This is a genomic window from Brevibacterium sp. Mu109 (assembly GCF_900169375.1).
Lineage (GTDB): Bacteria > Actinomycetota > Actinomycetes > Actinomycetales > Brevibacteriaceae > Brevibacterium > Brevibacterium yomogidense_A.
On record NZ_FXZF01000014.1, the window covers coordinates 70,571 to 88,727 of the forward strand.

Here is an 18,157-nt window from a genome sequence, read left to right on the forward strand (position 1 = left end):
TGGGGGGTGTGGGGTGGGGGGGGGGGGTTGGGTGTGGGGCTGGGTGTGGGGACGAGACGGGATCAGGCACGGGCGTCTCCTCTCGGTCGGGTGGAACGCTTCGACGCGCCGAGGGGCCGGATCGTCGTCGTTCCGCGGATGCGGTCCGCTGGTCGGGCAGTGCCTGACGCGCCGCGGACGTGCGGTTCGGGCTCGATACTAGCTGACGAAGCACCCTTTATCGCGCTTCTGCGATAAAGTTCTGCGGCCCGGCCCGCCGCCCGCGGACACCGACGATGATCCCGCGCAGGAGGAGTGGCACGAGGAGGCCGACCGCGAGCATCACGGCGGCGAGCGCCACGCGCTGCGCCTCGACGGGGACCGGGCTGAGCGCGACGATGAGGCCCGAGTTGAGCACGGCCAATCGGAACCACAGCAGCCGTCCGAACTCCGCGTCCACGGCAGCGCGGACACGCGGCCCGCCGCCCAGGACGGTCGGGATGAGCTGCGACAGGGCGCCGGTGAGGAGCTGCAGGGTGAAGCCCAGCACCGCGATCAGTGTGATCGGCAGGTAGCCGCCGGCGATCGCGCCCCACGAGTCGGCCGTCGCGACGTGCACGATGAGGGACACGAGCAGGACGAGGCCCCAGACGAGGGCCGCGGCCGCGAACACCCCCGGCGCACGGCGCGGTGGCGCCGTCCGGAAGGGACCCACCAGCGCCCGTCCCCACCAGATCACGCCCAACAGGTGAACGAGCAGACCTGCCACGACGAGCCCTTGCAGGGCCGCGAGCGCACCGATGTCGATGAGAACGATGCCCGCGAGCACGATCGGGAGCGCCTGCTGCGCGAGCACCGCGGCCCGCGGGTCGACGCGCGTCCTGAGCATCGTGGGCCAGAACGTTACGAGCGTGCCAATGATCGTGAGCCCCAGCCAGCCGAGCAGCATCGTCAGCGTGTGCGCGGTGAGGAGTCTGCCGAAGAGCTCGCTCGCGGGCCAGCGCGCCAGCAGCACTCCGAACACCGCTCCCACCGGCAGGCACACGGACGCGGCGAGGTAGTACCGGACGGTGACGCCGAATCGGCTCGGCAATGCAGCGCGCAGTCTCCGGGCCATGGCGATCCCGTGCCAGACGACCACGGCGGCGACCACGGATGCACCGGCGACCACGAGCGGCCACAGCGACAGGGGCACGCCGGTGACGACGCAGAGGACCCCGACGACCATGCCCGCCTGGCGGAGCGACTGGTGCACCGCGGGGTCCACGGATTCCGGGGTCTTGAGCAGTGCCTGCGCGAAGAAGGTGCTCCAGACGAGGACCGCGTGGGTCATCGCACCGAGCAGGGCGAGGTGGACCATCACCCACACGGCTTCCCGCAGATACGGCTGGATGACGGCGGCGACCGCGGCGAGGAGCAGCCAGAGGACGACCGGGAGGTCGCGCAGCGGCGAGACACCACCGCGGCGGGGGCGCCCCACCTGCGGCCGGCGCCCCGACCCTGGCGCTGACTCCGGCCTCGGCCCTGAAGACAGTCCCATGCACGTAATTCTACGAGCCTCTGCACCCGTGGCCCGTCCCAGCATCGGGACGGTGATTTGAACTGCGGCTGTGTATCGCGTTTCCATGTTCTGAGAACGATCTGCGCCGACGACGTGAGGTTGACGCGGACATGACAGCTCGAAAGGGACACGATGCCAGACGCCACCCCGTTCAGCTCCTACCTCGCCTGCAGCCCGACACTGCGCGCAGCGCACCTGAGCGAGGTCCGGACGCTCGCCGAGGAGCACCCCGAGAACCCGATCGGCCTCACACTCATCCTCGAGCACCTCGAAGCGATGTGAGCCGACCGGCGAGCTCGCCTCTCCAGCACTCCGACGGGGCCACCAGGTAGCGGGGGCCACCATCTCGCCGGGGCCACCACCTCGCCGGGGCCACCACTTCGCCGAGTGAGTGCAAACCGGTCCACGAACAGCCCGGTCGGGACCACATAGCACTCACTCGAGGAGCGCTAGAGGCCGTTCAGCCTGAGATCCGGGGGCTCTGAGATCCGGGGGTACGGGGCCGCAGAATCGTCTGTCCGCATAGAAGGAATAGAAGAAGAGGTGGGACATCGCCTGAGCGATCTCCCACCTCTTCCGTCGGTCGGGATGACAGGATTTGAACCTGCGACCCTCTGCTCCCAAAGCAGATGCGCTACCAAGCTGCGCCACATCCCGCGACCTCGTCATACTAGCCCAGCCGGGGAGTCTCCTGCTAAACGCCCTGAGCCGTCGCACGACCCGCCCCCGATTTTGCGCAGCACTCCCGATTGCTCTAGAGTCAGACGTTGTTCGGGGATGTAGCTCAATGGTAGAGCCTCAGTCTTCCAAACTGATGGTGCGGGTTCGATTCCCGTCATCCCCTCCAGAATTAGATCAGCTCCAGCTCTCATCTGAGAGCTGGAGCTTTTCGTTTCTCCAGCGCAGCTTCACGGGGTACGCGGCCCGATCCCTTGGGGTCGCGCGGCCACGTGTGCTAACGCAGAACAATCGTTGACACTATCGGCGGCCACCGTTGTGGTCACGTAGTGGTCACGCGAAGGAGAACGATGACTACGAAGACGAAGACGAAGAAGGCGGCTCGCCGCCAGTTCGGCTCGCTGGACACCCTCAAGTCCGGCCGAATCCGCGCCCGCTACCTTGCACCGGACGGGCAGCGCTATGCCAGGACCTTTCCTGACATGAAAGTCGCCCGTGCCTGGCTCAGTGCCGCCGAGGCCGACATCGCCTATGACCGGTGGGAACCGCCGAGCAAGGAGAAGGAAGACGCGGAACGCGAGGCACGAGAAGCCGAGCGGCGGGCAATCACGGTTGCGGAATGGGCCGAGAAGTGGCTCGCTGCGAGGGCTGAGACCTGGAAACCGTCCACCTTGCAGGCGCACAGGCGACGACTTCGGCGGCATCTGCTTCCGTACATCGGGCAGGAACCGCTGGTCGGCCTCACGTCTGCAGATTGGGAGACGTGGTACCGCCGACTGAGGCGGCGGACTTCGGACGGGGTTCCGCGCACCGTCTACATGACTACGAGCGCCATGCTTCATGCAGCCGTCTCCGCTGGAATCATCGATTCGGTTCCGCTGTCCATTCCCGGAGCCGCCCGCTACAGAAGCGTCACGGACCCGGACGGAAGCGGGCCGCGCGTGCTGACCGGTTCCGAGATTCAGTCTGTTGCAACTGCTGTGCCAGAACGGCTCCAGTTCGCTGTGCTCCTGGCCGCTGTATGCGGACTCCGGATTGGAGAGGTCACTGCGCTCCGACGTCATGACCTCGACCTCGGTGCAGGCATTGTCCATGTCCGCCGGTCCGCGACGTCGATCATCGAGCGAGGCATAGTCGAACACGAGCCGAAGTCGGCAGCCGGACGGAGGCGTATTGCCATGCCACCCTCCGTACAAGCAATCGGCTCCGCTCATCTCAGTCGCCACCCAGGACGAGGCGTGCAGGCTCTTGTGTTTCCGCGCCCGGATTCGAATGGCCGAGTTCATGAGCACCAGAACTCGCTTCGGCGCGCCCTCCGACGGGCTGGTGCAACTGTTGGGATTCCCGATCTGAAGTGGCACCAGTTGAGGCACACGGCACTCACCCGTCTCGCTCGCGCTGGGGCCACGACAGCGGACCTCATGGCCGTGGCTGGGCACTCTGACGTCAGTGTGGCCATGATCTACCAGCATTCCGAAGTCGAGCGCGGGCGAGGTCTCCTCGCAAGTGTCGATCAGATGGACTGACCCATCAACCGCAGGTGCCCCGGCTTCCGTTGAGGAGCCGGGGCACCTGGTGCGCGGGGATGATCCGTTCGGTCAGCCTTCGGAGCCGCTTGCGCAATCGACCTGGCCGGGAATCTGGACTCGGACCTCGCCCTCGTCGCTCTTCGTGGTCGCTTGGCGCAGGCCAGAGCCGAACTCGACCACTCCGGTGTCGGTCCAGGTGACGGGCGAGCCTGTCTGCTCGTCGTTCTCGAAGGGGTGCTCTGCGTTGCCGCTGTCGCTGACCTCCCAGGTGAACTCCTCGCCATCGCCCATCTTCAGGGTGCCGCCAGCGGGGCCACTGCCATCGTCGGGCTGAGTGGTCGTGAAGACGCTCCCGTCATCGCTGGCGGTGATCGTGGCGGAGATGGTCCCGCCCTTCTCACTGCACTCGACGGTCACGTTGTCAGCGCGATGGAGGTTCCCGACGTAGAACGAACTGTCGCCGTTGGCTACGGTGAACTGACCGTTCCACTCGGTCGTGCCGCCACAGGCGGACAGGGTGAGGGCAGAGACGGATACGGCGACGGTCGCAATGGCCAGGCTTCGGATTTTCATGGGTTCCTTTCGGAGGGGGTCGGCGGATTCAGAGGACGGCAGTGTTCTCAGCGTCGGTCACCAGGAACTGCTCAAGTTCGGCCGCTGCGATGGCTGCGGGATGCACTGACCCGTCGGCCGGGCGGGCCGTGGCGAGCGTCTGCATTTGCCGTGTCCGGGCTGCCCAGTACGGCCGGTAGAACTCCGCTGCGATCTGCTCCTTCGCGCGCTTTGTGTTCTCTCGGACGGCGAAGAATAGGAGCACGGGGATGCCGGGAATGACGATGCCGAGTAGTCCAAGGACGGCTGCGATCATGAACGCGAACATCCCACTTCCGAGAGCGGTTGCGCCCGCCGGTTGACTGCTGTCCACCGAGTTCTGGAGCGAGTTGAAGACCGAGAAGAAGATCAAGAACCAGATGATGAAGCAGATGAATGCGCTGCCCGCGTAGCTGCCCGCGATGATGAGGAACGAGTTGACGGGTTTCCTTGGCTGCATCGGCCGTGAGGGCGGGCGGTTCTCCAGCCGACCGTCGACTCGGAGCGCTACGAGATCGTGTCTGATCTCCGCATTGACCTGCTGGGCCTCCTCGGCGGCGATCCTCACGTAGCGCCGACCGGCTCCGAAGAAGCTGGCGAGCAATACTCCGCCGCCTGCCGCGATGTACCCCATGGAAACCATGCTTGTCCTTATGCCGAAAGTGTGATGATGTAAACCACGATAAGGCACTTTAGGGGACTGTGCACTTCATTGCCCTTCGGCACAGTGGAATCCGTGGAGATTTCAACTGGGGTCGGCGTCGTGCCAGCGCCCGACCTCAAAGCGTTCGGAGCGGCGGTCGCGGCCGCACGACGAGAACGTGGGTTCAGCCTCGACGCCTTGGCGGAGGCATCCGGTGTCTCGCGGAAATCTCTGATCAATGTGGAGAAGGCGCATAAGATCGCTCGACTCGACACAGCGCACGCGATTGCACATGCCCTTGGGATGCCGCTGTCGCCCCTCGTTGACTCACTCTGCGCCGACCATGACACGCCGGGCCACCCGGCCTGAGGGCTGAGAACGAGGGGGTCGGGGGCGAAGCCCCAGGGATCCGACCGGGTGCAGGGCGAAGTCCGCAAGCGGCGACGGCGGCTGCGCGCGAGCGTCAGATGAGGGAGTCAGTCACACCCCAGATTCAGCTTCGGCCGCCAGGACTAGACCACGCGCGATAGGCCACCACGAGCACACCGAGAACCCAGTTCACCCAGTACACCTAGAACCCTTTTCCCTCACCTGCACACACCTCCACGGCCCGATCACGCTCCCGTCTCCAGTCCGTCCCGTACCGACGATATCGACGAGGCCAGCGAAACCCGACCAGTGGTTGAGCGCAGTCCTACGACCGGGAACGACGAGCCAGCGGCCAATCACCTCAATCAGCACCACTGTGGTTGCCTGGACGGAGTGAACGCTCAGGTCCTCGACCGTCACCGATGCTGTCTACCGGCTTGTCTTCGGTCTCGGCGGTGTCTCCGCAGGTTTCCTGCTGACTCCGCCGTCTCTGGGTGTCCTGGAGACCGTCCAGCGGAGCGTCCTGGACGATCAGGTGGACGGCGCCCTGGTCGGGGCCGCAGGGCTAAGTGCAGGGCAAAAGCCAGGGCTAACTGCATGCCTTGCCGTACTTGCTTTCCTGCCTGCTACAGTGCGCGGACGCCAAATCTAGGGAGTCGCTCGCGACGACTCTTCCTGCCATCCAGCGCCTCGGGAACGGTCGCTGTCAGTCCTCCCATTCGAGGCCGTCGCCATCGACGTTTCGCGGGGTCTCGCTGCGGCTCTTCGTTGCGTCGCGGTAGAAGCTCTTCCGTACACCTTCCGGTGACGTTTGGAGAACGACGGCGATGTCTCCATCTGTCATTCCCGCGCCCCTCATCAGGTGCCTCGCACGTCTCCGCAGATCGGCGCGTCGCTGAGCTTCAGACCGGCCCGCGTGTGACCACTTCCGCGTGCGGCCCGTGACTTCTGTGGTGCTCGGCACGTTGCCGTTGCCGGAGTTCACTGCTTCCCCTTTCGCGGTGCTGGGACGCGCTCGATGAGGGCGGTGACCTGATCCGCGAGGCGGTCGCGCTCCGCCTCGACTGCGGTCGCGCGTGCTTCGGCCTCGCGAGTCCCGCGCTCCGCGACTTCCGCTCGACTCCCCGCCTCCGAAGCGGCCCCACGCGCGGTCTCTAGATCGGCTGCCAGTCGATCCCGCTCTTCCTCGACTTCCGCCACGGTTTCGGTCAGCGCCTCGACTTCTTTGCGGAGGTTCCCGACTTCCTGTGCGAGTCGGTCTCGATCCGGCGAGATGGCGGCGACAGCGGCCCGGTAGGCGTCTCCCCAGATTGCCGTCAGGCGCGCCGCCACGTCTTCCGGTACGGGTGGCACGGGCACACTCTCGTCGTCGTTCTCTGCTTCCTTCCACGCCTTTGCCACTTCGGCGGCGAGGACCATGCGCACTCCAGCGGCCTCCCGGACCGCGCGTGCCGTGACAGGTCGCCCTCGGTCCGCGAGGTCGCGTGCAGCAGCTTCGGCGCGTTCCTCAGGTGTCCGCGTCTCATCAGTGGTAGCCATCAGCGCATCCTCTCGGAAAGTAGTATGGAAACACGCGTTTCCGGTTTCCATGTTACCGAACTTGGACGTCCCTTGGTAGCTTGGAGGGCGCCCTGGCTTCTGGCGGGCTGGCGAAGGGGATCCGGGAGTCAGCTACCACAGCGGCTCAGGCCTCACTGATTGCGTCGGCGGTGACCGGGCACGCGGGCGCACGGGTGGCGCTTCTCCGGTACTGGCGCGGCGCGTCGCGCTTGTGCTCGTTAGATGCACACCACCCCGACGAGAGTTCTCCCGGCTCTGGCGGTTTCTGACGCACCGCACAACAGGGGTCGGAGAACGGTGAGGTCTCCGACCCCTGTTGTGCGGTGCTTGCGTTGGGGACCTCAGCCCCGGAAGTAGGTTCCGCTCTGATTGATCCTCGGGACGTAGCCCCGGTACTCCTCGATCTCCACGTCGGTCATGCGAGTTACGACGAACGCTTTCCTGAGGCTGAGGGGGTGGACCATGGCGAGGGCGTCGATCCAGGCTCCACTGGTGACGAGGCCACCCGTGACGCCGAGGATCGGGGACCGCTCAGTCACCAAGCGCCCGGCGTTGTCGATGTGCACGTTCCACCATCCCGTGAGGAACTGGTCAGCAGTGAGGGTGATGCCCTCCTCCTGGATCGCCTGCTGGGCGAGGCCCGCGTCGTTGGCGGCGGTCAGTTCGAGATCGGGGCTGAGGTCGGGGTTGGTGAGTGGGACCGCCAGGCCGAGCTTGTCGTAGCCCTCGCGGATGTTTTCCCTGCCGGTGACGAACTCCTTCTGCATCCAGTCCTTGATGAGGAGGAGGTCTCCGTAGTCGAGGTTCTCCTTGAAAACGCCTGCGCTCTGGAGTGCCTCCAGGGCGTAGCGTTTGATGCCAGTGAGGCGCTGAACTGCGGCGGCGGAGACTCGCTCCGTGGTCGGTCTCGTCATGTCGGGGACTCCTTGCGTTGACTGGCCTGACAATCAGCACTCTACAGTTAGCAGATGGCAATAGTCAATCCATCGACGAGACTCATAGATAGTCCCCGCGTAGCCAAGGGTCGTGCCTCACATAAATTTCCCCGCCAGACTCTTCACCCGGGGACATAGACACGACGACGATGGGGTCATGGTCGACAAGGACGTTTCCATGAACACCAGAATCGAGATCACGAAGAAATACGCCACCGCGTATGCCAAGGCCGGCAGGCAACAAAAGTCGGCCATCCTCGATGCCGTCACCGACATCACTGGCTGGAACCGCGACCACGCTCGCCAACAGCTCATGCGTCGGACTCGCCAGCCCAAGGGCAGAGCCAACGCCACCGTGGCCGTGATCGATCGACGCAAGACTAAGGCCCGTAAGTACTCCTACGACGCGATCAAGATCCTGCAGTATGTGTGGTCAGTTGCCGGTGGAATCTGCGGCAAATACCTCGCCCAAGCTATGGTCGATCTCCTCAACTCCCTCGAAGCCCACAACCACCTCGTGCCTGGCCAGGGCCGCTACAGCACGAACGTACGCGACGAGCTGGTGTCGATGAGTCCAGCCACGATCGACCGATACCTGGCACCAGCCCGGGCTAGAGACACCCTGCGTGGGAAGTCGGCAACGAAGCCTGGCACACTGTTGCGCAACTCGATCCAGGTTCGTAAGGCCGGTGATGAAGTCGAAGCCGAACCCGGATTCTTCGAAGTCGATACCGTTGCCCACTGCGGACCGACGTTGAAGGGCGAGTTCATCCGCTCGGTCAATTACACCGATATGCACACCGGGTGGGTCTACACCCGAGCAGTCAAGAACAATGCTGCCGTACACATTGTTGCCGCGTGCACTCATTTCGTTGAAGCGGTGCCCTATCTCGTGACCGGGCTCGACTTCGACAACGGTTCAGAGTTCATCAATCACGACCTCATCGACTGGGCGGCCCAGCGGAAGATCTTCTTCACTCGCGGCAGGCCTTATACGAAGAATGACCAGGCCACGATCGAGTCAAAGAACAACCATCTCGTGCGTCGGTACGGGTTCTACTACCGCTACGACACGACAACCGAACTCGGACTCATGACGACGCTCTGGGCACTGGTCAATGACCGGTTGAACTACTTCACTCCGACGAAGAAACCCACCGGGTATTCCACTGATTCGGTGGGTCGTCGCAAACGTGTTTATGACACCCCGCGGACCCCGTTCGTGCGTCTGCTGGATTCCGGGATCCTCAACAGAAAGCAAGTCGCTGAGCTCAGGGCTTACAAGGCTGGTCTTGACCCGGTCCATATCGCGGCCGAGATCGATCGGATCCAGCAGAGGCTGATCAAGCTCGCTGCCGGGAAGACCGCGCGTATGGAACGTGAGATCGAGGCCAAGCAGGCATTGCCCGATTCCTCGGGTATTCGGGTCAGGCCGAGTCGGGTGGGGTGAGAGTTGTTCCCGGGGATAATTTGTGTGAGGCACGACCCTCATTAGCCGGGGGTATTGACATGAGGCACTCCGTCCATTGTCAGCACAACATGTCCGCTCGGCACTTGCGAACGGTCTCCGGACCGCGTCGGAGAGGGAGGGGATCGTGCGCGCGGGCGCACCTCGTCCGAATGTGGGCCATTTCTCCAGGGCGCGCGCATGATTCGAGCGCTTGTCGCAGCCGGGTGCACGCAGTTCTCTTTCCGGGACACTGGGGCTACGACTTGTACTCGGCGGCGAGCGAGCATACGGCAGTGCTGGAGCACGGAGGCTAGTCCCCGACCAGCCGAGACCACCACGGTCATGAGCGCTATAAGGACTGTGCGAGCGAGTTTCGCGACACGAGGACACACCTCGACTGGGTGGGGTGAGTTCACCCAGGCCCCGCACGGAATAGCGGCACTTGTCGTCCCCGCCTGCACATCGCTCGTACTAGAGGTTTCCAGGGGAACGTTGATGCACTCGCCGCACTCAGTGTCAGCGGCGCGGATCAGGCTCGCGTCGTCCCGTGGCTCCATCACCCGCGCCTCCCTGGTCACGCTGGCGGGAGTGTTGTGCTCTGCAGCACGCCACCGATTCAGCAAGTCCTCCGGTACGGACTGAGACATCGACGTGACGTGCGGACGCAACGTGAGCATCCCGGCAGCGATTCGGCCCGCATCCGCGCGCGCTGTCGCCCCTTCCAGTCCGATTCCTGCCGCGATGTGGGCAGCCGCAGCCCTTGTCGTCCGCGTCGTCACCGGCCCCGGCGCTGCGGACGCAGCCGTGATCGCGGCCTGAGTCTCCGCCCACGGGTCCAGCCACACGCGCGCCTCGGCAGAGTCGCCCGCCGCACCGATCTCCGCTCCGTGGCGGGCCACCGCCGTCAGCGACCAGGCCTTCCCCTTGCTTGTCGGCGGTAGGACCTCATCGTTCTGGCCGAAGTAGACGCCGAGGGCGGCGATACCGTCAGGGTCGTCGGGGTCTATGAGGCTGGAATGGACGGCATCGGGGTCCGGACCGCGTGAGACGTCGTACAGGCTCGCCAGATCTTCCCACGTGTCGCGGATCGTAGGCACGAGCGCCGCCGCGACCGCGATCTGAAGGTGGGGTCGGGCCGTCCAGGCGTCGGCGCCAGGCTGGCTTATCGGTACAGTGAGCGTGCCGACCATCCGCCCCCACGGTCCGGGGAGTGCGCGGATACTTGTCACGAGTTTCTGGAGCGCGAGTAGCGCCGCACTCGTCCGTGAGGCTCCAGATCCCGCCGGGAGTGTCGGGGACACAGTGAGGAAGGTTGTCGTCACGCCGTCGGCTGCCTGCTGCATCACGAGCAAAGCTAGGCTTGCCACCATGTCACGTCGTCTGATGTGTGAGCCTTGCCAGCCGTCGAGTGGGTCGCGCGGGGTCCGGCTCGGATAAAGCGACCACGGACACCCGGCCCAGCCAAGGGCCGCAGTCCCGTGGAGGTTGCAGTGAGCACGCATGTAGTAGGACAAGAAGTCCTCAGCTCCGTGCGACATGCGCACGCCAGCGGGGACCCGCTGGGGTGCTGGGCCATCGGGTCGTGTCGCGGGTGACACAGAGCCGGGAGCGCCCGTAGACTCAGACATGAGTGATATTCCGAGCGGCTCCCGCCAGGCCTGAGAAACCTGGGTCCACGGGGGCCGCTTTTCTCATGCTCGCACGCCCGCGACCCTCACGCGAGCATTGACTCTTGACGCAGCAGCTTGCGCCTGGTAAATGGAGTGTGCTGACGTAGATGTTCCTCAGGGGTTTCCGGCGATTCGGTTCCGTGACACGCGAAGAGGTTGTAGCCTGGCTGTGGTCACGCTATGGTCGCGGACCCCCAGAGAGCAGCATTTAGCCTGGTCAGAGGGCATGTGGGAGCAATTCCCGTCATCCCCTCCGACACGAAAGCCGCTGGTGACAGCGGCTTTCGTCATTCACCGACGCCTCCCGTGCATTGCCTTCTCTCGCGCCTTGACGCCTCTCGCGCACTGCTGCCTCCCCGAGTCCGGACACCTCCTCGCGGGACCGCCCTCGCCCGCCGGCAACCCCCTCGTAGACTGGGTGCATGCACGACGACGGCCCGAGCGCGAAGACGCCCAGACCCGCCGCCGAACCGCCGAGGTCCACTCCCCGCCTCGGTCACGCCACTCCCCTGTCCACCCTGAGCCTCGGAGGGCTCGGCGCAGCGCTCATCGCGATCGCGGCAGTGCTGATCTTCGGCTTCCTCACGCCGTGGGGCTACCTGCCGCTCGTCGCAGGCGTCGCAGTGGGCTTCGCAGCGTCGCGCCCGCTGGGACGGGACCTCGGCCTCATCGCGCTGGGCCTGGGCATCGTCAGCACGATCTCCGTCGAAGCCGATATCGAGTGGCCGAACTTCTTCCTCATGGGCGCGGTCCTCACCGCCGCCGTCGTCGTCCCCTACATCGTCCACCGCAGACTGCTGCGCGACGACGCGATCCGCTACCCGCGCCGCCGCGGCGAGCCGTGGTCGAAGCTCGAGTGGGGCTGGCTCGCCTTCGTCCTGCTTGCCGGCTGGTTCATCCTGCCGCGCTACTTCATCCATTCCGGCACGTACCAGAATTGGCCCGCAGTGGAGGCCCCGAGCGAGATCGGCCGCCTCTTCGTCGGTGTCAACGCCGTGGGCATCTGGGACGAGCTCTTCTTCATCTGCATGATCTTCACCCTGCTGGCCCGACACTTCCCGTTCTGGACGGCGAACGTCCTCACCTCGATCATCTTCGTGAGCTTCCTGTGGGAGCTGGGATACCGCTCCTGGGGCCCCCTGCTCACGATCCCGTTCGCCCTCGTCCAGGCAGTCATCTTCACGAAGTCGCGCTCTCTGCCGTACACGATCACGGTCCACCTGCTCTTCGACTTCATCGTCTTCTGCTCGATCGTCCATGCGCATCACCCCGAGTGGCTTCCCATCTTCTGGTACTGAGTCCCCGCCCCGCGCTCCGACCTTCTCACTCCCATCCCCGCGCTCCCACCCCCGCACTCCCGACGCCCATGTCCGAAAACCGCCAGCGGCGCTCCTGCGAACCTGGTTGACTGGAGGCATGCAGACGCTGAGGACGCACGCCGCGGTGTGCGCGGAAGGGGATCCGGGCTTCCCGGAGCACTACCGCGCGATCAGTGCGCGCGATGCCCGCTTCGACGGCCAGTTCCTCACCGGGGTGAAGACCACCGGCATCTACTGCCGCCCCTCGTGCCCCGCGCTCACGCCCAAGCCGCAGAACGTCGTCTTCCTCGTGACCGCAGCTGCCGCGCACGAGGCGGGGTTCCGGGCATGCCGTCGCTGCCTGCCCGACGCGGTCCCCGGCACCCCGGCCTGGAACCTCCGCAGGGACGTCGCAGCCCGTGCGATGCGGCTCATCGAGGACGGCGCCGTCGACCGATCCGGCGTCCCGGGCCTCGCGAGGACGCTGGGCTTCACCCCGCGCCACCTCACACGCCTGCTCAGCGCCGAGCTGGGTGCCGGTCCCCTGTCGCTCGCCCGCGCCCACCGCGCGCAGACCGCCCGCACTCTGGCGACGGAGACGGACCTCTCCTTCGCAGACGTCGCCTTCGCCGCCGGCTTCAGCTCCGTCCGCCAGTTCAACGAGACCGTCCGCGATGTCTTCGCCGCCACCCCGAGTGAACTGCGAGCTCGCCGTCGCCCCCGAACACTACCCACGCGCGGCACACCCACCACGCGCTCCGGCCCAGCCACGGTCGCCTCGGACTCAAACGCCACGGTGTCAAACCTCTCGGACTCACACGCCGAGTCCCCAGCAGCACCCGCGTCGGACATCCGCCTCGCGGTCGACCTCCCCGTGCGCTCCCCCTTCGACGCCACAGGGATGTTCGCGTTCCTCTCCGCCCGCGCGATCACCGGCGTCGAGACCGCCGACCTCACCGACCCTGCTCGCCTGCGCTATGCCCGCACCCTGGCACTGCCCCACGGACCCGCCGTCGCCGAGGTCGTCGCCACCGCCCAGCCCCCGGCACCTGCACCCGAACCCGCGCCTTCACCCGGGCCCGCATCTGCACACGCTCACGAAGCCCAGTCCGGAACCGCACGCCGCCCGTGCGTCGACTGGTCGATCCGCGCGCACCTCACTCTCACCTCGCTCGCGGACGCGCCCACCGCCATCGCCCGGCTGCGGCGCATGCTCGACCTGGATGCGGACCCCCATGCAGCAGACGCGGTGCTGTCCAGCGACCCGCTCCTCGCACCGTTCGTCGCCGCCGCACCCGGCGCTCGACTTCCCGGCGCCGTCGACGCCCACGAACTCGCGGTGCGGGCAGTCATCGGCCAGCAGATCTCCGTCGCCGCCGCCGGCACCCACCTGGGACGGCTCGTCTCTCATGCCGGCACGCCCCTGTCGACCCATGTCCCCGGCCTCACCGCCCTCTTCCCCACTGCCGAGCGCATCGCAGCAGCGGTCGTACCCGTCCCCGCGGGGACGCCTCTGGACCCGGGCAGACCGCTGCGTCTCCCCCGTCGCTCGCTCGCAGCGATCCATGATCTCGCCTCAGACCTCGCGGACGGGAGCCTCGACCTCCACCTCGGCATGGATCCCTCGGACATGCGAGCCGCACTCGTGAGCAGACGGGGCATCGGCCCATGGACGGCCGCCTACATCACCATGCGCGTGCTGGGCGATCCGGACGTCTGGCTGCCGGGAGACGCCGCACTGCTCACCGCCGCCCGCACACTGGCATGCGACGACGACCTCGACACGCGTTCAGCGGCGTGGGCGCCATGGCGCTCCTACGCAGTCATCCGGCTCTGGCGCGCGAACGCAGACGGGCCTCCGGCGAAGTCCACGAGACACCCGAAAGTCCCCTCAGCTCCAATCCCCTCAGCTCCAGCCCCCACAGCACCGGCCCCCTCAGTCTCAGACCCGCAAGGACGTTCCATGACCCAGCTCCCCGCTCTCGCCACGACACTCGACACCCCCGACGGTCCCTTCACCGCCATCGTCGATGCGCACGCCGTCCTCGCGTCCGGCTGGACGACTGACCCGGACGCACTCGTCGCCCTCATCCACCCCGCACTGCGTCCCGACTCCGTCGCCACCGATCCCACCGCGACCGGCGCCGCCGTCCGGGATCTCGCCAACACCGCCGCCGAGGCCGTCCGCGCATACTACGCGGGCGACCTCACTGCGCCTGCCCACGTCCCTGTGGTCCAGCAGTCGGGCGAGTTCCGCACGCATGCGTGGGAGGTCCTCCGCGAGGTCCCCGCAGGTGCTCCCGTCACGTACACCGAGTACGCGGAGGCCGCCGGACGGCCGGCTGCAGTGCGCGCGGTCGCCGGAGCGTGCGCGCTCAACGCCGCCGCTCTCTTCGTGCCGTGCCACCGCGTCGTGCGCACGGACGGATCGCTCGGAGGATTCCGCTACGGCCTCACGATCAAGCGCAGTCTGCTGGAGCGGGAGAAGGACGCCTCCTCTCACACGTGAGGTGGGCCGCAGCCCTCACGACTGCGCACCGCTCGAGCGGCCGCCCTCCACCGCACGGACTGCGACCAGCGCCGCCTCGACGAGGCCCTGGGCCCGTTCCGCTGTCATGTACTGCGGCTCCGTCATCCGTGAGACAGCGATCCCGTCGAGCGAGGCGAGGAGGAGATCCGCTGCAGATTCCGGGCCCGTGTGTCCCGGTTCGATCTCCGAGATGAGGTACGCGAAGAGACCTCGCAGCCGTGCCCATGCACTCCGGTGGATCCCAGCGAGCCCCTCGTTCACACGTGACGTCGCCACGAAGTCCAGCCACACCCCACCCAGCCGGCGGGACTCCTCATCGACGAGCGCCAAGCCGATGCACATCGTGCGCAGCACCAGGAGAGGGTCGCCGGGACCGTCCTGTCGCGCAGAGCCGCCGGGGCTGTCAGGAGCTTCCGCACCAGCGGCGGCATCGTCACGAGCCTGAGCCTCGAACAGCGCCGTGAGCTGAGCCATGGCGCCCTCGAGCATCTGAGCCTTCGTCCTGAAGTGATGCTGGACCGCACCTATCGACACGCCGGCACGCTGTGCGACCGCCCGAACACTCGCCCTGTCGATCCCCTCATCCGCTATGACGTCGACCACAGCCTCGAGGATCCGGGAGCGTCCGCCTGTCATGCCTGAGCCGTCGTCCGTCATGGCCCTCACGATAGCGTCCTCGAGAAGCGGGCCATGCGGCTCGCGATACAACCAATACGGTCGTATTGCACTGCAGGCAATACGCCCGTATTGTCTGAGTCATGACTTCCTCCCGTCGCCCGGCGAGCACACCAGCAGCCGAGACAACCCCAATAGTTCCGGCAGACGCGACAACCGCCACCGACAGTGGTCCGCTGAACGCGTCTCCTCCCACCGGACCTCGTCGAGAAGCAGGCCTCGACATCGTTCGAGGCCTCGCAGTGCTGGGAACCTTCGGCACGAACGTCTGGCTCTTCACGCATCCGGCCGGGATGTTCGGCTCACTCGTCGACCCGCTCGCAGGGATCGACACTGTCGCCGAGCTCTTCCTCTACGGACTCGCGGCGGGACTCCCCAATGGGAAGTTCCTCGCCCTGCTCATGATGGTGTTCGGCATGGGACTGACCATCCAGCACGCCGCGTGGAATCGCAGACAGGCGGGCGGCGACAGACAGGCATCCGGCGAGCGCCGCAGAGACTGGTTGCGCTCCTACGCTCCGCGCGCACTCATTCTGCTGCTGGACGGCGCGGTGAACTTCGTCCTCGTCGCGGAATTCGACATCCTCATGGGCTATGCCTTCACCGGCTTCATCGTCGCGGCGCTGATCGCGGGCTCACCTCGCACCGCACGCGTCTGGACGTGGTGCGCGGGCCTCATCCATGCGGGTGGGCTGCTGCTCCTGGCCGCACTGGTCCTCACACCGGTCGCCCCTCCGACTGCCGCCACAGACCCCACCGGAGAGGCAGCAGCGGTGCACCAGGACGGATCATTCCTCGACCTCGCGCTCTTCCGCCTCGATCACTCACTCATCTTCCGCGCGGAGCCGGTCCTCACTCTGGCGATGGGAGTCTGCCTCTTCCTCGTCGGTGCTCGCCTCTATGACCGGGGAGTCTTCACCTCGCACGGCGGTCCGCTGCGCAGGCGCCTCATGATCATCGGTGCGTGCGCTCTTCCGATCGATATCGTCCTGGGCTTCACCGGGTTCGCGTCCGGGATCCTCCTGCAGCGCTATCTCACTGCACCATTCGTCGCCCTGGGGCTGCTCGGCCTCATCGCGCACATCGCCCGCACCCGTGCCGCGCACACCCTCGCGGGACGGTGGGCCGCCGCAGTGGGTCGCATGTCCCTGAGCGTCTACGTGGCGCAGAATCTTCTCGCCGGTGCGCTCTTCTACGGGTGGGGCCTGGGACTCGCGGGCCGCTTCCCCGATCACCGGATCGCGATGACCCTCATCGCCGTCGTGGTGGTCGTCACCGCCATGATCGCCTTCGCGCTCGCCTGGCAGACGACAGCGGCCCGCGGCGTCATGCGCCGCGGGCCGCTCGAGGCGATCAGTCACGCACTCAGCGCGACTCGTACGCGGCGATCTGCCCGATCCGACGATTGTGACGCTCATCGTCGCTGTACGGAGTCGCGATGAACGCATCGACGATCGCGATCGAATCGGCCTCCTCATGCTGACGCGCACCGACGGACACGAGCCACGCGTCGTTGTGCTCACGGGCCAGCTGCGCGATCTCCGTGTTCCAGGCGAGCGCACAGCGGGCGCCGGCGACCTTGTTCGCAGCCATCTGCTCGCCGTTCCCGGATCCGCCGATGACGACGCCCAGCGCGTCGGTGCCGTCAGCACGAGCGGCGACCACGGCCTCGGCGGCGGCGATGCAGAACGACGGGTAGTCGTCCAGGGCGTCGAACTCGAGCGCGCCGTGGTCGATGACCTCGTGCCCGGAATCGGTGAGGTGCGCCTTCAGAGTCTCCTTGAATTCGAAGCCTGCGTGGTCGGTGCCCAGGTGGATCTGCATGGTGAGCCTTTCAGTCTGAGACGGAGAAGTGGGCAGCGGACGGGTCGGTCCGCTGGGATACGGCGGTCAGTACAGGCGGAGTCCGCCGCTCAGTCGAAGATGGGTCCGGTGGTCCGGGTGCGCTTGAGCTCGTAGAAGCCGGGGATGCTCGCAGCGGCGAACACACCGTCGAAGAGCTTTCCGGCGTCCTCGCCCTTCGGCGCGGGCGAGACGACCGGACCGAAGAAGGCCACGTCACCGACCGCGACGACGGGAGTGCCGACGTCCTCACCTACCTTGGAGATGCCCTCCTGGTGCGAGGCGCGCAGCTGCTCGTCGTACGCGTCCGATCCTGCGGCGTCGAGCAGCGAGGCGGGAAGGCCGACCTCGTCGAGCGCCTCGGCGCACGCCTTCATCCAGTCCTTCTCCTCACCGGGGTGGATCCGCGTGCCGATCGCGGTGTAGAGGTCGCGGATCACGCCTTCGCCGTGCTCGACGCGGGCGGCTGTGACGACGCGTGCGGGCTCGATCGCCCGGTCCATCGACTCCCGGTATTCCTCCGGGAGTTCGCGGCCCTCATTGAGGACGGAGAGGCTCATCTGGTGGAAGACGACGTCCACGTCTCGCACCTTCTCCACCTCGAGTGCCCAGCGGGACGTCATCCACGCCCAGGGGCAGATCGGGTCGAACCAGAGATCCAGAGTCGAAGCAGCCAAAGTCCCCTCCCAAGGGATCGAGTGGGCATATGCGGCACCAGCCTACGCCGCCGGGTGCACAGCCGGCCCGGTCGCCCGACTCGGGCAGCGTCCCGCATGTCAGAATGAGGACAGGAACGACACCGATGCACACTGATGCAGACCGATGCAGACCCCCACCGGAGGACCGT

General features: G+C 66.4%; 15 protein-coding genes, 2 tRNA genes and 2 pseudogenes. 10 read left to right on the top strand and 9 right to left on the bottom strand.

Features of this window, described 5'->3' with window-relative positions; translation table 11 throughout:
• Positions 1 to 217: 217 nt before the first annotated feature.
• Complete coding sequence (locus tag BSP109_RS10050) at positions 218 to 1,519, bottom strand: cbb3-type cytochrome c oxidase subunit I (protein ID WP_146001122.1); 1,302 nt, start codon at positions 1,517 to 1,519, stop codon at positions 218 to 220.
• A gap of 153 nt (positions 1,520 to 1,672) precedes the next feature.
• On the opposite strand from BSP109_RS10050, the gene BSP109_RS17295 reads away from it, so the two are divergent.
• On the top strand, positions 1,673 to 1,822 hold the full coding sequence (locus BSP109_RS17295) for a hypothetical protein (protein ID WP_180959689.1): 150 nt from the start codon (positions 1,673 to 1,675) through the stop codon (positions 1,820 to 1,822).
• Positions 1,823 to 2,123: 301 nt separating this feature from the next.
• Here the strand turns inward: BSP109_RS17295 and BSP109_RS10055 are convergent.
• Positions 2,124 to 2,197 (bottom strand) — tRNA-Pro (locus tag BSP109_RS10055).
• A gap of 116 nt (positions 2,198 to 2,313) precedes the next feature.
• Between BSP109_RS10055 and BSP109_RS10060 the strand changes: the two genes are divergently transcribed.
• Positions 2,314 to 2,387: transfer RNA gene (locus tag BSP109_RS10060), tRNA-Gly, on the top strand.
• 181 nt (positions 2,388 to 2,568) lie between these two features.
• On the top strand, positions 2,569 to 3,744 hold the full coding sequence (locus tag BSP109_RS10065) for a site-specific integrase (protein WP_101600380.1): 1,176 nt from the start codon (positions 2,569 to 2,571) through the stop codon (positions 3,742 to 3,744).
• A gap of 72 nt (positions 3,745 to 3,816) precedes the next feature.
• On the opposite strand, the gene BSP109_RS10070 is transcribed toward BSP109_RS10065, so the two are convergent.
• Positions 3,817 to 4,320, bottom strand: a complete 504-nt coding sequence (locus tag BSP109_RS10070) for a hypothetical protein (RefSeq protein ID WP_101600381.1) — start codon at positions 4,318 to 4,320, stop codon at positions 3,817 to 3,819.
• A gap of 28 nt (positions 4,321 to 4,348) precedes the next feature.
• The gene (locus BSP109_RS10075) at positions 4,349 to 4,981 is read right to left on the bottom strand and encodes a hypothetical protein (protein WP_146001123.1); all 633 of its coding nucleotides are present in this window, start codon (positions 4,979 to 4,981) and stop codon (positions 4,349 to 4,351) included.
• 93 nt (positions 4,982 to 5,074) lie between these two features.
• Between BSP109_RS10075 and BSP109_RS10080 the strand changes: the two genes are divergently transcribed.
• Positions 5,075 to 5,350: a helix-turn-helix transcriptional regulator gene (locus BSP109_RS10080; RefSeq protein WP_219618524.1), complete on the top strand. Its 276-nt coding sequence runs from the start codon at positions 5,075 to 5,077 to the stop codon at positions 5,348 to 5,350.
• 981 nt (positions 5,351 to 6,331) lie between these two features.
• On the opposite strand, the gene BSP109_RS10085 is transcribed toward BSP109_RS10080, so the two are convergent.
• Together BSP109_RS10085 and BSP109_RS10090 are read right to left on the bottom strand one after the other, a co-directional pair.
• Positions 6,332 to 6,889 carry a DNA-binding protein gene (locus tag BSP109_RS10085; protein ID WP_180959690.1) on the bottom strand — a complete coding sequence of 186 codons (558 nt, stop codon included), beginning with the start codon at positions 6,887 to 6,889 and terminating at the stop codon, positions 6,332 to 6,334.
• A 362-nt stretch (positions 6,890 to 7,251) separates the two neighbouring features.
• On the bottom strand, positions 7,252 to 7,824 hold the full coding sequence (locus tag BSP109_RS10090; protein ID WP_101600387.1) for a hypothetical protein: 573 nt from the start codon (positions 7,822 to 7,824) through the stop codon (positions 7,252 to 7,254).
• Between the two features lie 178 nt (positions 7,825 to 8,002).
• On the opposite strand from BSP109_RS10090, the gene BSP109_RS10095 reads away from it, so the two are divergent.
• The 5 genes and pseudogenes from BSP109_RS10095 to BSP109_RS17995 form a co-directional block, all read left to right on the top strand.
• Entirely contained in the window at positions 8,003 to 9,295 is a 1,293-nt protein-coding gene (locus tag BSP109_RS10095; RefSeq protein ID WP_096145777.1) for a DDE-type integrase/transposase/recombinase, read from the top strand.
• A gap of 669 nt (positions 9,296 to 9,964) precedes the next feature.
• Entirely contained in the window at positions 9,965 to 10,114 is a 150-nt protein-coding gene (locus tag BSP109_RS17300; protein WP_180959691.1) for a hypothetical protein, read from the top strand.
• A 1,273-nt stretch (positions 10,115 to 11,387) separates the two neighbouring features.
• Positions 11,388 to 12,263, top strand: a complete 876-nt coding sequence (locus BSP109_RS10105; RefSeq protein WP_146001124.1) for a CPBP family intramembrane glutamic endopeptidase — start codon at positions 11,388 to 11,390, stop codon at positions 12,261 to 12,263.
• A 118-nt stretch (positions 12,264 to 12,381) separates the two neighbouring features.
• Positions 12,382 to 14,020: pseudogene (locus tag BSP109_RS10110) on the top strand (Ada metal-binding domain-containing protein); the annotation flags it as partial.
• A gap of 503 nt (positions 14,021 to 14,523) precedes the next feature.
• Positions 14,524 to 14,772, top strand: a pseudogene (locus BSP109_RS17995) (methylated-DNA--[protein]-cysteine S-methyltransferase); the annotation flags it as partial.
• 15 nt (positions 14,773 to 14,787) lie between these two features.
• Here the strand turns inward: BSP109_RS17995 and BSP109_RS10115 are convergent.
• Positions 14,788 to 15,450, bottom strand: a complete 663-nt coding sequence (locus tag BSP109_RS10115; RefSeq protein WP_101600393.1) for a TetR/AcrR family transcriptional regulator — start codon at positions 15,448 to 15,450, stop codon at positions 14,788 to 14,790.
• Positions 15,451 to 15,710: 260 nt separating this feature from the next.
• On the opposite strand from BSP109_RS10115, the gene BSP109_RS10120 reads away from it, so the two are divergent.
• Positions 15,711 to 16,910, top strand: coding sequence for a DUF418 domain-containing protein (locus BSP109_RS10120; RefSeq protein ID WP_180959692.1), 1,200 nt, complete (start codon positions 15,711 to 15,713; stop codon positions 16,908 to 16,910).
• Here the strand turns inward: BSP109_RS10120 and BSP109_RS10125 are convergent.
• Positions 16,834 to 17,292 (bottom strand): ribose-5-phosphate isomerase, encoded by a 459-nt coding sequence (locus BSP109_RS10125; RefSeq protein WP_087005993.1) that lies wholly within the window; start codon positions 17,290 to 17,292, stop codon positions 16,834 to 16,836. The two genes, BSP109_RS10120 and BSP109_RS10125, sit on opposite strands and share 77 nt — an antisense overlap.
• Positions 17,293 to 17,381: 89 nt before the next feature.
• Complete coding sequence (locus BSP109_RS10130) at positions 17,382 to 17,987, bottom strand: DsbA family protein (RefSeq protein WP_180959693.1); 606 nt, start codon at positions 17,985 to 17,987, stop codon at positions 17,382 to 17,384.
• Positions 17,988 to 18,157 lie beyond the last annotated feature (170 nt).